The 14,139-nt window shown below is 69.1% G+C and carries 14 protein-coding genes; 10 read left to right on the top strand and 4 right to left on the bottom strand.

Annotation, left to right across the window (positions count from 1 at the left end; all coding sequences use genetic code 11):
• The first annotated feature begins 188 nt into the window (after positions 1 to 188).
• Positions 189 to 1,601, top strand: coding sequence for an NAD-dependent malic enzyme (locus CHC08_RS32370; protein WP_089211184.1), 1,413 nt, complete (start codon positions 189 to 191; stop codon positions 1,599 to 1,601).
• Positions 1,602 to 1,687: 86 nt separating this feature from the next.
• Here the strand turns inward: CHC08_RS32370 and CHC08_RS32365 are convergent, their stop codons facing one another.
• The gene (locus CHC08_RS32365) at positions 1,688 to 2,248 is read right to left on the bottom strand and encodes a hypothetical protein (RefSeq protein ID WP_089211183.1); all 561 of its coding nucleotides are present in this window, start codon (positions 2,246 to 2,248) and stop codon (positions 1,688 to 1,690) included.
• Positions 2,249 to 2,381: 133 nt separating this feature from the next.
• Between CHC08_RS32365 and CHC08_RS32360 the strand changes: the two genes are divergently transcribed.
• Positions 2,382 to 2,960 carry a YqgE/AlgH family protein gene (locus CHC08_RS32360; RefSeq protein ID WP_089211182.1) on the top strand — a complete coding sequence of 193 codons (579 nt, stop codon included), beginning with the start codon at positions 2,382 to 2,384 and terminating at the stop codon, positions 2,958 to 2,960.
• A gap of 35 nt (positions 2,961 to 2,995) precedes the next feature.
• Here the strand turns inward: CHC08_RS32360 and CHC08_RS32355 are convergent, their stop codons facing one another.
• Positions 2,996 to 3,586 (bottom strand): TetR/AcrR family transcriptional regulator, encoded by a 591-nt coding sequence (locus CHC08_RS32355; RefSeq protein ID WP_089211181.1) that lies wholly within the window; start codon positions 3,584 to 3,586, stop codon positions 2,996 to 2,998.
• Between the two features lie 104 nt (positions 3,587 to 3,690).
• On the opposite strand from CHC08_RS32355, the gene CHC08_RS32350 reads away from it, so the two are divergent.
• Positions 3,691 to 4,434, top strand: a complete 744-nt coding sequence (locus CHC08_RS32350; protein WP_245878691.1) for an SDR family NAD(P)-dependent oxidoreductase — start codon at positions 3,691 to 3,693, stop codon at positions 4,432 to 4,434.
• 68 nt (positions 4,435 to 4,502) lie between these two features.
• Here the strand turns inward: CHC08_RS32350 and CHC08_RS32345 are convergent, their stop codons facing one another.
• Entirely contained in the window at positions 4,503 to 5,126 is a 624-nt protein-coding gene (locus tag CHC08_RS32345) for a TetR family transcriptional regulator (protein ID WP_089211179.1), read from the bottom strand.
• Between the two features lie 153 nt (positions 5,127 to 5,279).
• Between CHC08_RS32345 and CHC08_RS32340 the strand changes: the two genes are divergently transcribed.
• The 6 genes from CHC08_RS32340 (at position 5,280) to CHC08_RS32315 (ending at position 12,941) form a co-directional block, all read left to right on the top strand.
• Positions 5,280 to 6,866, top strand: coding sequence for a DHA2 family efflux MFS transporter permease subunit (locus CHC08_RS32340; RefSeq protein WP_089211178.1), 1,587 nt, complete (start codon positions 5,280 to 5,282; stop codon positions 6,864 to 6,866).
• 125 nt (positions 6,867 to 6,991) lie between these two features.
• Positions 6,992 to 7,246: a DUF3039 domain-containing protein gene (locus CHC08_RS32335; RefSeq protein WP_089211177.1), complete on the top strand. Its 255-nt coding sequence runs from the start codon at positions 6,992 to 6,994 to the stop codon at positions 7,244 to 7,246.
• Between the two features lie 503 nt (positions 7,247 to 7,749).
• The gene (locus CHC08_RS32330; RefSeq protein ID WP_179282335.1) at positions 7,750 to 8,580 is read left to right on the top strand and encodes a zinc metalloprotease; all 831 of its coding nucleotides are present in this window, start codon (positions 7,750 to 7,752) and stop codon (positions 8,578 to 8,580) included.
• Positions 8,577 to 9,965: an MFS transporter gene (locus CHC08_RS32325; RefSeq protein WP_089211175.1), complete on the top strand. Its 1,389-nt coding sequence runs from the start codon at positions 8,577 to 8,579 to the stop codon at positions 9,963 to 9,965. Before CHC08_RS32330 ends, CHC08_RS32325 begins: the two co-directional genes overlap by 4 nt.
• 97 nt (positions 9,966 to 10,062) lie before the next feature.
• On the top strand, positions 10,063 to 10,818 hold the full coding sequence (locus CHC08_RS32320) for a DcrB/PsbP domain-containing protein (RefSeq protein ID WP_143653419.1): 756 nt from the start codon (positions 10,063 to 10,065) through the stop codon (positions 10,816 to 10,818).
• A gap of 371 nt (positions 10,819 to 11,189) precedes the next feature.
• Entirely contained in the window at positions 11,190 to 12,941 is a 1,752-nt protein-coding gene (locus CHC08_RS32315) for a DEAD/DEAH box helicase (RefSeq protein WP_179282334.1), read from the top strand.
• A gap of 84 nt (positions 12,942 to 13,025) precedes the next feature.
• On the opposite strand, the gene CHC08_RS32310 is transcribed toward CHC08_RS32315, so the two are convergent.
• The gene (locus tag CHC08_RS32310; protein ID WP_089211173.1) at positions 13,026 to 13,589 is read right to left on the bottom strand and encodes a hypothetical protein; all 564 of its coding nucleotides are present in this window, start codon (positions 13,587 to 13,589) and stop codon (positions 13,026 to 13,028) included.
• Positions 13,590 to 13,792: 203 nt separating this feature from the next.
• On the opposite strand from CHC08_RS32310, the gene CHC08_RS32305 reads away from it, so the two are divergent.
• A partial coding sequence (locus CHC08_RS32305) for a coiled-coil domain-containing protein (protein WP_218825596.1) occupies positions 13,793 to 14,139 on the top strand: 347 nt, incomplete at its 3' end.

The following is a 14,139-nucleotide window of genomic DNA, read 5'->3' as shown; positions in this document are numbered from 1 at the left end:
CCCGGCGGCCCGGCCTGCTTCTCGCCACGGGGCGACGGGCCGCTCCGGCATGCCGGTCGCCAGGAGGGGGAGCCCGATTGTGACCGCATTGGCAGCCTCGGGCCGGCCGACCTCGGCGCGCCCACCCGTCAGGGGATGGCACGATGGAGATATCCCAACCAAGTCAGTCGCAAAGGAGCGGATTGACTGTGGCCACCGTGCCGAGTGTGTCTTACTCCATCACCGTGCGCCTGGAGGTGCCGGCCGGCGGTAAGGCAGTCAGCCAGCTCACCCACGCAGTAGAGTCCGCCGGGGGTGTGGTCACTGCGCTCGACGTGACCACCGCCGGGCACGAGACCCTGCGCATCGACGTCACCTGCGCCGCGCGTGACACCGATCACGCCCAGGCGATCGTGGACAAGCTGGAGGGCGTCGAAGGCGTCGTCATCCACAAGGTCTCGGACCGGACCTTCCTCATGCATCTCGGAGGCAAGATCGAGATGCGGTCGAAGGTGCCGCTGCGTAACCGTGACGAGCTCTCCATGGCCTACACCCCCGGCGTCGCCCGCGTCTCCATGGCCATCGCCCGCAACCCCGAGGACGTCCGCCGCCTGACCATCAAGCGCAACAGCGTCGCCGTCGTCACCGACGGTTCGGCCGTGCTCGGTCTCGGCAACATCGGCCCGGCCGCCGCGCTCCCCGTCATGGAGGGCAAGGCGGCCCTGTTCAAGCGGTTCTCCGACATCGACGCCTGGCCGATCTGCCTGGACACCCAGGACGTCGACGAGATCGTACGGACCGTGCAGATCATCGCCCCCGGGTTCGGCGGCATCAACCTGGAGGACATCTCGGCGCCGCGCTGCTTCGAGGTGGAGCGGCGGCTGCGCGAGCTGCTCGACATCCCGGTCTTCCACGACGACCAGCACGGCACCGCGATCGTGGTGCTCGCCGCGCTCACCAACGCGCTGCGCGTGGTCGGCAAGGAGCTGGGAGACGTACGGATCACCCTCGCCGGCGCCGGCGCCGCCGGTACGGCGGTGCTGCGCCTGCTGTTCGCGGCCGGCGCCCGCAACGTGATCGTCTGCGACTACCTGGGCGCGGTGCACCGCGGCCGTGACGACCTGGACGACTCGCTCCAGTGGATCGCCGACCACACCAACGGCGAGGGTTACTCCGGTGACCTGCGCGGTGCGGTCAAGGGCGCGGATGTGTTCATCGGGGTCTCGGCCCCCGGCATCCTCAACGGTGACGACATCGCCACGATGGCCAAGGACGCCGTGGTCTTCGCGCTTGCGAACCCGGAGCCCGAGGTCTCACCCGACGCCGCCCGCGAGCACGCCGCGGTGGTCGCCACCGGCCGTTCGGACTACCCGAACCAGATCAACAACGTGCTGGCCTTCCCCGGGGTCTTCCGCGGTCTGCTCGACGCCCAGGCCACCGTGGTCAGCCAGGAGATGCTTCTGGCCGCCGCCAAGGCGCTGGCCGCCGTGGTCACCGCGGAGGAGCTCGGCCCGAACTACATCGTCCCCAGCGTGTTCCATCCGGACGTGTCGGGCGCCGTCGCGGCGGCGGTCCGGGAGTCGGCCGGGGGGCGGGCACGCACCGGCATGACCGAGGCCTGACCACTTCCCGATTGACCGCCTCTCCGGTCTTCAGACCGGAGAGGCGGCCCGCGATCCGTTGGGCCGTAAGGGCAGGCGACGGGTCGTCAGGGCTCGAGGCCGGAGTGCCGGCGGCGGCCGTACGGCGACCGCCGGATGGCGATCGGCCCGCTGGGCGTCCGGCGGGGCCAGATGGCGCCGTACCACCAGAACAGTCCGCCGGTCAGCACCAGGCCTCCGGCTGTGGCGATCTTGCCGATCAGGTCGGCGGGCGGCCCCGTATAGGGAAGCCACCCGCCGGCCGTACGACGCTCCGCGCGGTAGTCCGTGTGCTGGTCGGACCGGCGCTTGCCGCACAGGGACCTGACGGTGCGGCTCGCGGTGCTCTGCTCCTCGACCTCGGCCGCGATCTGCGCCGAGGCGCCTCGCGTGGCCCCGAGGGCCACACTCCGCTCGCCGCTCGCGTCGATCAGATCGTTCGGAACGGCGGGCTTCTCGCGGTAGACGGCGAAGGCGGCCCTGTCGCCCGCATCTTCTCCGGCGGGCTTTCCGTCCGGACAGGCTGCGGAGTCCACCCCGGACGGTGAGGGCGTGCTCGCCGTGAACGCGAGGGCCATGCCGAAGAACAGCGCGAACAGCATTATGGAGCCCTTGGACATCTGCAGCATTTTCCCTCCGATTCGCGATCTATGCTACCCAGAGTTTCGCATTGAGCACTCCGAGTAACATAACGCGAGGTTTGAAAGATCCGAAGAAGGAGGGGAGCAGCGCGATCCGGGGTTCACCCCTCATGATGGAGGTATGGCGGAGGCGATCTACGTCGGTGGACTTCTGGTGGCGACGCCGCAACTCGACGATCCCAACTTCCGGCGCAGCGTGGTTCTGGTGCTGGAACACGACCTCGACGGTGGCACCCTGGGCGTGGTGCTCAACCGGCCGAGCGACATCGCGGTGACCCAGGTGCTGCCCACCTGGGACACCATGGTCACCGGCCCGTCCGTGCTGTTCCAGGGCGGCCCCGTACAGACCGACAGCGCGCTGGCGCTGGCCGCGGTTCCGAGCGGGCAGGAGCCGCTCGGCTGGCGGCGACTGCACGCGGGCACCCCGGCGGTGTCCCGGCTCGGCACCGTCGACCTCGACGCGCCGCCGGAGATCCTCGCCGGAGAGATCGCCCAGATGCGGATCTTCGCGGGTTACGCCGGGTGGTCGGCCGGGCAGCTCGAAACCGAGATCGGCGAGGGTGCGTGGTACGTCGTGGACTCCGAGCCCGGCGACACCTTCCACCAGGAGCCGGAGTCGCTGTGGCGCGCGGTGCTCCGCCGCCAGCGCGGTGAGCTCGCCTACGTGGCCACCTGTCCCGACGACCCCTCGATGAACTGACGCCGCGTCGCCGCGAGTCGAGGAGTTGAGGCCGCCTACTCCCAGGGCAGCCGCCTGAGGACCAGCTCGATCATCGCGTCGAGCTCGTCGTGGGACACTCCCGACGCCGCCTCGACGGCGATTCCCTGGGCCAGCGCGGAGACGTACGTGGCGAGGGCGCCGGGCGAGACGTCCTCGGGCAGGGAGCCGTCCTCCCTCGCCTGGTCGAATCGCCTGCGGAGCTGGATCTCCCCGGCCGCTCGCCGTCTGGCGGTCTCCTGCCGCGCGCGGTCCGCCTCGGCGCCGGAGACCAGGGCGCCCTGGACCAGCAGGCATCCGGCGGGCGTGTCCGCGCCCGCGGTGGCGTGGACCGCGCCGCGCAGCCACACCTCGATGACGCCGCGGACCGTGGGCTGGGGCAGGGCGTCGGCGGGGTAGGTGGAGACGGTGTCGACGTAGCGGTCGAGGACCTTCTCGTAGAGCCCCTCCTTCGAGCCGAACGCGGCGTAGATGCTGCCCGGCTTCAGGTCCATCGCCGCGGACAGGTCGGCCATCGTGGTCCCCTCGTAGCCCCTGGACCAGAACAGATCGAGTGCCGCGTCGAGCGCCGTCGTCGTGTCGAAGGCCCTCGGGCGTCCCCTGGCCATAACCGCCTCCACCAATTATTGAGCAGGCAATCAAGATATCACTTGACGGGCGATCCGTCATCTGATTTATTGAGCGCATGCTCAATAAATCAGAAGGAGACATCGTGCAGCCCACCCTGACCGGCAAGGTCGCCCTCGTCGCGGGCGGTTCGAGGGGCATCGGAGCGGCCATCGCCCGCACCCTGGCCCGCCAGGGCGCATCGGTCGCGATCACCTACAACGCCTCCGCCGACCGGGCCAAGACCCTGGCGGAGGAGATCAACGCCGAGGGTGGCCAGGCGATCACGATCAAGGCCGACGCGACCGACCGCGCAGCCGTCCGCGAGGCCGTCGAGGAGACCGTGCAGCGCCTGGGCCGGTTGGACATCCTGGTCAACAACGCCGGAGTGGGCGGGGTCGGCCCGATCGAGGAGATCACCGAGGAGGGTTACGACCACACGGTCGCGGTCAACCTGCACGGTGTCTTCTTCGCCACGCAGGCGGCGCTCAGGCACATGGGCGGCGGGGGCCGGATCATCATCATCGGCAGCATCAACGCCGACCGCATCCATTTCGGCGGTGGAAGCGTCTACGCCCTGACCAAGGCCGCGGTGGCCGGATTCGCGCGCGGCCTGGCGCGGGAGATCGGCAGCCGGGGCATCACCGTCAACACGATCCAGCCGGGCCCGACGAACACCGAGATGAACCCCGAGGACGGGGCCTTCGCCGCGATCACCAAGCCCTTCATCGCCGTGGACCGTTACGGCACCGTCGACGAGGTCGCCAGCCTTGTGGCCTACCTCGCCGGGCCCGACGCCGCCTACATCACGGGCGCGACCATCAACGTCGACGGCGGGTACGCGGCCTGATCGCCGGCATCCCGCCGAGGCGACGGGCACTGATCAACTGCAGGGTCGCCGTCGTCGGCGCCGCGGAACTACGGGCGGTCCCAGCCGGGGCGCAGGGAACGCTCGGCCAGGGCCAGCGTCGCCTCCAGCCGGGCCGCGAGGGCGGCGAGGTCGTCGACGCCCGTCGGCGGGCAGAACTCGAAGCCGACCCGGGCCACGGTGGTGGCGAGGGCGACGACGAAGTGGGGGAGGAGGTCGTCGCCGCCGGAGCCCTCGCGCCGGGCGATCTCGGCGATCAGTTGCCGCTCGTTCTCCATCACCCGCCGCATGCTGCCGGCGAAGAGCGCGGGGGTGTTGTCGATCACCTCGCGTGCCTTGAGGAACCTCGCCCGCTCGGCGAGGTCCTCCTCCTCCAGCATGGTGACCATCGCGCGCACGGCGTGCGAGAGCGCCGTGAAGGGCGACTCCTCTCCCGGGCGGCAGGCCAGCTCGGCGAGCATGGCCTCCTGCCCGTCGACGTGCAGGGAGAGGGCGACGTCCTCCTTGGTCGCGAAATAGCGGAAGAACGTGCGGGGTGAGACGTCCACGGCCGCCGCGATCTGGTCGACGGTCGTCGCCTCGTACCCCTGCTCAAGAAACAGGTCGAGGGCCGCGTCGATGAGTGCCAGTCGTGTCTTCTGCTTCTTGCGCTCGCGTAGGCCGGGCTGACCCATGCTTGTCACCCCTTCGAAACGTGTAGTTCACAGTCTGCCATATGTCATCCTCTGTCTCATAAAAGGATTTGTCACATGTCATGAGCTGACATAAATTACCTGAGGTTGACGCCTCACGCGGGGGCAGATCGAGATCACGAGGGGGACCCTTCCATGGCACAGGCCCAGACGGTGGCGACACCACCGCCGTCGCATACAGGCAAGTCATCCAGGCAGGGTCACCCGTGGCTCACACTGCTCGCGGTGTCGCTCGGCGTGATGATGGTGATGCTCGACGGCACCGTCGTCTCCATCGCCAACCCCGTGATCGGCAAGGAGCTCAACGCCTCCCTCGCCGACCTGCAGTGGGTGACCAGCGGCTATCTGCTCGCGCTCGCCGTGTTCCTGATCACGGCCGGCAAGCTCGGCGACCTGTTCGGGCACAAGCGGATCTTCGTGATCGGCATCGCCGGCTTCGCGCTCACCTCCCTCGCCATCGGCCTGTCCGACTCCATCACCTGGCTGATCGCCTTCCGGGTGCTCCAGGGACTCTTCGGCGCGCTGCTGCAGCCCGCCGCGCTCGCGCTGCTCCGCGCCGCCTTCCCCGCCGAGAAGCTGAACATGGCGATCGGCGTCTGGGGAGCGACGATCGGTCTCTCCAGCGCCGCCGGCCCGTTCATCGGCGGTCTCCTGGTGGAGAACGTGAGCTGGCAGTCGGTCTTCTTCATCAACGTCCCCGTCGGCATCGTCGCCCTGATCGTCGGCCTCCTCGTGGTCAAGGAGAGCAAGGCCGCCTCCCTGTCCAGGATCGACTGGCTCGGCGTTGTCCTGCTCTCCGGCGCCATGTTCTGCCTGATCTGGGCGATCATCAAGGCGCCCGAGTACGGCTGGGGCGACGCCAAGACGCTCGGCTTCCTGGTCGCCGCCGCGCTGCTCGGCGCCGGGTTCGTCTACTGGCAGACCAAGGCCGCCGAGCCGCTGATCCCGCTCAGCCTGTTCAGCAACATCTCGGTCGCGGTCGGCACGGTCCTCATGATTCTGATGGCGTTCTCGATGTTCGGCGCGATGTTCTTCCTCACGTTCTACTTCCAGGGCGTGCACGGGCTCTCGCCGCTCCAGTCGGGCCTGCGGATGCTCCCGATGAGCGCCGGAATGATCGTCGCCTCGCCGCTGGCGGGCCTCGCCATCGGCAAGCTCGGCCCGAGGATCACGATCTCCGCGGGCATGCTGATCACCGCCGTGTCGATGTTCCTGCTCTCCCGCCTGGGGCTGGAGGCCAGCTATCTGGACAGTGCGATCCCGTTCGCCCTGCTCGCCTTCGGCCTGTCCCCGGTGATGGTCGGCGCCACGGAGATCATCGTGGGTAACGCCCCCGAGGAGCTCAGCGGTGTCGCGGGCGGCGTGCAGCAGTCGGCGATGCAGGTCGGCGGCTCGGTGGGCACCGCGGTGCTCGGTGCGATCGTCGCGGGCAAGGTGGCCGACGTGCTCCCGGGCTACTGGGCGGACGCCAAGCTGCCGGCGCTCTCCGCCGGCCAACAGGAACTGGTCAACCAGGGCGCCTCGTTCGCCCAGGCCGGCGCCGCTCCCGGGACGCCCGAGCCGATCATGCGGGCCATCGAGGGCGTCGTGCACCTGTCCTTCCTGGACGGCATGCACGTCGGCTTCACGGTCAGCACGGCGGTCGCCGTACTCGCGGCGCTGCTCGCGCTGTTCGTCAAGGCGGGCCGCAAGACCGACGGCGCCCAGGTCCACCTGGGCTGACGGCCCTCCCCGTACGACCGCCGTCCCCGCGAAGGCCCGGCCTTCGCGGGGACGGCGGCGCTCTCACGCGATTCAGGTGAGTACCGACGCCGAAACCGCGGTGGCGGGGGCTTAAAATCGGCAGGATGAGCACGAAGATTCTCCCAGAGACCGAGAGCGACATCCGGCCGGATCTGTCGCACGGCGACGGCGATCACGAGCGGTTCGCCCACTACGTCGAGAAGAACAAGATCATGGAGAGCGCGTTCAGCGGCACTCCGGTGCGCGCGCTCTGCGGCAAGGTCTGGGTGCCCAACCGCGATCCGCAGAAGTTTCCGGTCTGCCCCGAGTGCAAGGAGATCTACGGAGGGTTGCCCAAGGGCGAAGACAACAAGGAATGAGCTTTGTTCATGGGTGATCGCCACCGATGAAGTCACCGAGATGCGGGCCGACACTCCGGGTTTCACACCGGAGGTGAGAGCCCGCATGAGAGTGCTCTTCAGGACACGATCGTGCTTTCGACGCAACTCCTTGAAGCGAAGTGATCTCACAGGGTAATGTTCGTCCCGGTCAAACGGGCGCACGAAAACCAAGTCGCCAAGTGAGATCGCGTTTCATTGGTACAGCGAGGCCGCTGGATCGGCGGTGACAGCGCGTGGAGCCTTGCCGTCGGGCAGGGCTGTGAAGCGCGAACCCCCGCGCCCGGTGCGACGGGAAGCATCTCCGGCATTCACACCGGAGAGGAGGTCAAGGTCTGGGTGTCGCTGGGGAGCGGCAACCGGTCGATGGATGTGATTTCTCGGGGGAATTCATGGTTCGGCGTGCGACCGCCGTCATTTCGGTATGCCTGCTCGCAGCGGGCGCCATTCCTCCCGCCCCAGCCTTGGCGTCCGCTGTGTCCGGTATGTCAGAGCTGCATGGATGTGTCCGCGCCGCACGGGTCATGGTCCCCGGACGAGGGTTCGAGCCGCATGCACCGCCCCCGGCGGAGGTCGCCGAGATGCTCGCCGACTCGAGGTCACACCGGTCGAGACCGAGCGGGCACCGGATTCCCATCACGGTCCCCACCTGGGTGCACATCATCACCGACGGCCTGCTGGGGGCGTCGGACACCGCGGCGCGCGACCAGATCGCCACCCTCAACGCCGCCTACTCCGGACACTTCGGCGGGGTGGACACCGGAATCCGGTTCAGGCTCGACGGGCTCACCCACACCACCAACGCGCTCTGGTTCCGTGACCCGCTCACCAACGAGCGGGCGATCAAGCGGATGCGCAAGGGCGGTCCGGAGACCCTCAACCTCTACATCGCCCAGCTCGGCCAGCTGGTGCTCGGCTACTCCACCTACCCGGTCTGGTACAAGGCCGAGCCCATGCTCGACGGCGTGGTCATCGACTGGCGCAGCCTGCCCGGCGGATCGCTGCGCAGCTTCGACCGCGGGTTCACGGGAGTCCACGAGATCGGCCACTGGCTCGGGCTGCTGCACACCTTCGAGAACGGTTGCGCGTCGCCGGGCGACGGGATCGCCGACACCTCACCCGAGGCAGAGGCCACCGATGGCTGCGTGATCGACAAGGACACCTGCGAGGGCGGCGGGCCGGACCCGATCCACAACTTCATGGACTACTCCGACGACCGTTGCATGTCGGAGTTCACCGCCGGCCAGGCGCTCAGGATGCAGGAGACGTGGGCCGCCTACCGGAGCGTGAAGACGGACATTACCCTTGACAGGTGACAGCACCGAAGACACTTGACGCTCCATACACCCCCCCGCGGATCTTCGGTTCCGAATACCGTACGGCGTCCCTTGGCATACTGCTCGTCGTCACGCTGATCGCCTTCGAGGGCATGTCCGTCGGCGCTGTGATGCCCGCCGTATCCAAGGACCTCAACGCGCTCGACCTGTACGGCATGAGCTTTTCCGCCTTTCTCATCGCCGGTCTGCTCGCCAACGTCGTCGCCGGACTGTGGTCCGACCGGCGAGGCCATGCCCTGCCCTTCCTCCTCGGCGTGAGCCTGTTCGTGGTCGGAATGGCGCTGGCCGGCGCGGCCGGGTCCAAGGAACTGTTCATCCTGGCGCGCGCCGTCCAGGGACTGGGCGGCGGTGCGGTCATCGTGGCGATCTACGTGATGATCGCCCGTGTCTACGTCCCGGCCGCCCGGCCCAAGGTGTTCGCCGCGCTGTCGGCCGCCTGGGTGCTCCCGGCCCTGATCGGGCCCGGCGTCGGCGGACTCATCGCCGAGACGGTCGGCTGGCGGTGGGTCTTCTACGGCATCGTGCCGCTGGTGATCCCGGCCATGGTGATGCTCCTGCCCGCACTGCGCACCGGGCAGGGTCCGGCGCCCGAGCCCGGGACGGGCCCCCGATCCCGGCCGCTGGCGATGACCCTGTCGGCGATGGCCACGGCGGGCGGTGCCGGGGTGCTGCTGTACGGCGTGGACCGGCTGCACACCACCCCGGTGTCCGGCGGGATCGCCACCGTCGCCGGACTGGTCGCGCTGGCCGTGGGCCTGCCGAGGCTGCTGCCCCCGAAGGCGCTCAGGTTCGGCCGGGGTCTGCCCAGCACGGTCATGATGCGCGGCGTGCTCTCGGCGGCGTTCTTCGGGGTCAACGCGTTCATCCCGCTGTTCCTCACCGAGGAGCGGGACTTCTCGGTCCTGAACGCGGGGATCGCGCTCACCCTCGGCGCCCTGGGCTGGACGGCCGGCTCCTACCTGCAGACCCGTCGCGTCTACGACCGGCCCCTGCTCGTACGGCTCGGCGCCACGGCGGTCACCACGGGAATTCTGCTGACGTCGCTCGCACTCGTTCCCGGGGTCACCGGATGGGTCGTCGTGCCCGCCTGGGTCGTCGCAGGATTCGGCATGGGCATCGGCATCACCAGCGTCAACGTGACCGCGATGCTCCAGTCGCCCGACGCGGAGCAGGGCGCGAACTCCGCGGCCCTGCAGGTCGTCGACACCCTGGGCAGTGCGCTCACGATCGGCTTCGGCGGGGTCCTGGTCAACCTGATCGGCCACGACGACATCGCCACCGGCTACACCACGATCGTCGTCCTGATGGCCGCCGTAGGACTGCTCGGAGTGACCGTCGCCGGACGCATGCGGGACGTCTCCTGACTCATTGATCCTCCTATAACGGCGAGCACCCATAGCCGGACCGCGCCCCGGCATGCATGGTAGGACGGTAGGACCGTGACCGCCGGGAGGAGGCGTCGTGCACGAACGACCTCGCCGGGCACGCCCACCGGATGATTCCGGGCGGAGCGACGAGTGGCAGCGATCGCCGGAGGAGTCCGCTCAGGCGGGAAACCGGTCCGGCATGTCCTGGCCTCCCCGGATACCCGAGCCCGGGGACGACCTTCCGCCCTCGGCCCGCTGGTACGGCATGCCCGTGCCTCCGCCGCCGCGCCGGACCGGCAACCGCATGCGGCGCGTCCTGCTCGCGTCGCTCGCCCTGGCGGTCTGCGGGGGGATCGTCGCCGGAGCGGTCGTCCTGGTGCTGCGGGTCCTGCCCTCTCCCTCCTCCCCGGCCGGCAGGGTGATCGACACGGCCGCGGGCGTGAGCTACCCGCTGCCCGACGGCTGGCTCGCGGGGACGGTTCCGCCGGTCACCGCGTTCACCTCGGCGGCGGGCAACGGCGGGACGGCGACGGTGATGGTCAGGCCGGGAGAGCCGGTGGCCGATGTGCGCAAGGCGACGGTCGAGCTCAGCGAGCTGTATGCGCGGCTGCTGCTCCACGGCGACGAGGTGGAGGTCCTGGACGACCAGCCGATCACGGTGGGCGGGCGGACCGGCCACAGCCGCTCCCTGCGCGCGGTGTATCGAGACGTGGTCAATCGGCCCGCCTACCTCAATGTGGTATTTCTCACGGGTTCCGGAGGACGCCCGGTCGTCGTGGTCGCCGTGGCCCAGCCGGACGACCTCAGGTTGCGGGCCGCACTCGATCTGGTGGTCATAGGAATTCGCTGACGGCGCCGGGCCGCCGGGCGGGGGCGTTCGCGGACGGTTCACACCGGCGTCCTCACGGCGCCCGCAGGCGTCCTGGCGGCCGTGCGCCGGGACTTGGGCCACGTCTCCGTCAGCGGCTGCCGAGGAGCGTTTCCGGGGTCGTCGGGAGGTGCTGCGGGCGCGGGGAGGTTCCGGGTCGGCGGAAGACGCCCGGGGCGCCGCAATGTTCGGGGTCGCCGAGGGCGTCGAGGGCGTGGCGTCGAGGGCGTCGAGGGGTGCCGGGGGCCCAGCCGTACAAGGTCTGAAAATCCGTAGCACGCGGAGGCGACCTTGGCGAGGATCTCAGCGGATCGGCACGTCTTGTCGGTCACGCCGATTACGCTGATGACACTGTGAGCACTTTCGCCGCATCCCATCTGTCGCCCTCATATCCGGACCGTGCCGCCTGGGGCACCGCGCCGAAGCTTCGCGCATGGCAGCAGGAGGCATTTGACCTGTACTCCAGCCGTGAGCCGCGAGACTTTCTCGCGGTCGCCACGCCGGGCGCGGGCAAGACGACCTTCGCGCTCCGCATCGTCAGCGATCTTCTGGCGCGGGGGATCATCCGGTCCGTGACCATCGTCACACCAACGGAGCACCTGAAGCAGCAGTGGGCGGATGCCGCGGCCAGGGTCGGCATCGCCATCGATCCCGAGTTCAAGAACAGCCAGGGCACGACCTCCCGTGACTACGTCGGGGTGGCCATCACCTACGCCCAGGTCTCCATGCACCCCGCCCTGCACCGCGCCCGGACCGAGGCCCGCAAGACTCTCGTGATCTTCGACGAGGTTCACCACGCCGGCGACGCGAAGTCCTGGGGCGACGGCGTGCGTGACGCGTTCGAGCCCGCCGCGCGGCGTCTCGCGCTGACCGGCACCCCCTTTCGGTCCGACGTCAACCCGATCCCGTTCGTCACCTATGCGGAAGACGGCGACGGCGTCCGCCGCAGCGTCTCCGACTACTCCTACGGATACGGCCCCGCCCTCGCCGACGGCGTCGTCCGGCCGGTCATCTTCCTCGCCTACGCGGGTGAGATGCGCTGGCGGACCCGCGCGGGCGACGAGATCGCCGCGACCCTCGGCACCCCGCTGACCAAGGACCAGCTCGGCCAGGCGTGGAAGGCCGCGCTCGACCCGAAGGGCGACTGGATCCGGCAGGTGCTCACGGCGGCGGACAGGCGGCTGACCGAGGTCCGCAGGGGCGTTCCCGACGCGGGCGCCCTGGTCATCGCCACCGACCACGAGACCGCCCGCGCCTACGCCAAGCACATCCGGGCGATCACCGGAGAGGGCGCCACCGTCGTGCTCTCCGACGATCCGGAGGCGTCAAAGAAGATCAAGCAGTTCGCCGACGCCCCGGACCGCTGGATGGTCGCGGTCAGGATGGTGTCCGAGGGCGTCGACATCCCGCGCCTGGCCGTCGGCGTCTACGCCACGAGCATCTCGACCCCGCTGTTCTTCGCGCAGGCCGTCGGCCGTTTCGTCCGCGCGCGCAAGCGAGGGGAGTTCGCCTCGGTGTTCCTGCCCTCGGTGCCGACCCTGATGGGGCTGGCAGGGGAGATGGAGACCGAGCGCGACCACGTGCTCGACCGCAAGCTGCCCGAGGAGGGGCTCGACGACCTCCTCCTCGAAGACGCCCAGCGCCAGAAGGACAATCCGGATGTCCTGGGTGACGAGCTGCCGTTCGAGACCCTGGAGGCGGTCGCCACCTTCGACCGGGTGCTCTTCGACGGCGGCGAGTTCGGCAGCGCCGCCGAGACCGGCTCTCCCGAGGAGGAGGATTTCCTCGGACTCCCCGGGCTGCTGGAGCCCGACCAGGTGCGGACCCTGCTGAGCAAGCGCCAGTCCGACCAGCTCAAGGCCAAGCGGAACAAGCCCGAGCCCAAAGAGCCCCAGATCGCTCCGCATGAGCTCATCGCCAACCTTCGCAAGGAGCTCAACGGCCTGGTCGGCGCCTGGAACCACCGCACCGGACAGCCTCACGGCGTCATCCACGCCGAGCTCCGCCGGGCCTGCGGCGGCCCGGCCATCGCGCAGGCCTCCGCCGAGCAAATCCAGGAGCGGATCGGCAAGATCCGCCAATGGGCCACCCAGCGGTCCCACTAGGAGTCACCCGGCGGGCCTCAACGGGCCACCCAGCGCGGTCCCACCAGGAGTCACCTCAGCGGTCCCATCAGGGATGTGACCTGCTCAACGCAGGGCGATCGGCCTGCCGCTCCGGCCGTCGATCGCCCTGAGCGCCCCCGTGTCGGGCAGTGGCGGTGCGAGGGGCACCTTCATGGAGGCCACCCCGTCCGCCACGCTCACCGGGAGCGTCCTGGCGCCGGTGGGCCTGCGTTTCATGTCTCCCTCGTGCATCCAGACCTTGATCGCACGCTTCCCGTGGCGCAGGACGACGGTCGCCGTGCCACACTCGTCCGTCCTGGCCGCCCAGAACAACGTCATGCTGCGCAGGGTGCCATGGTGCCGGGCCAATCGCGCCCGCTCAGGGGCGGGCAGCCGGGTGGGGCAGGACGCCGCCTGCCGGATACCTTTCGTCGCAGGAGCCGCAGGAGCCGCAGGAGCCGCAAGGAACGGGGACGCGGCGACCGGAGTCGGCTCGGGGGGCTGGGCGGACGAACTGGCCCAGACCGTGGCCGCCTCCAGCGAGACCAGCACCATGACGCTCGTCAGCCGGATCAGCGTCCCGCCTCTGAACAGATTCCACAGGCACAGAGGGGTCAGGATCAGCCATGAGATACCGAGCACGAACACGTGAGATCACCACCGGTGGTATGAGGATTGCAACTCTCCGTGATACTCCTGTCGCACCGGGTCGCGACGGTGTTTAACCTTTCATATCCAATCGGTGATCGTGCGCATTCCAAGCGTTACGATCCTTGAAGTCGTCTGGCCCGCGACCACCTCCGGCCCCCTCCACCGGCGTCCGAGTACTTTCTCTGAAAAGAGGATGCGTGTTGTCAGAGCTGGTTCGCGCGGAGATCAGGGAGTACGTCGCGCCCATGTTCGAGCAGATCATGGTGAGGATGGACACCCTCGCCACCAAGGAAGACCTCAAAGAGGTCAAGGCAGACGTCTCCGAGCTCAAGGTCGGTCTCAATGAGGTCAGGGCGGATGTGTCCGTGCTCAAGACGGACGTCTCCGAGCTCAAGATCGGGCTCAATGAGGTCAGGGCGGATGTGTCCGTGCTCAAGACGGACGTCTCCGAGCTCAAGATCGGGCTCAATGAGGTCAGGGCGGACGTGTCCGTCCTGAAGACGGATGTCGCCGGCCTTAAGACGGATGTGTCCGAGCTGAAGACGGA

This window comes from Streptosporangium subroseum, assembly GCF_900188345.1.
GTDB lineage: Bacteria > Actinomycetota > Actinomycetes > Streptosporangiales > Streptosporangiaceae > Streptosporangium > Streptosporangium subroseum.
Note: the sequence above shows the minus strand (reverse complement) of the source record. Positions and strands in the feature narration are given on the sequence as shown.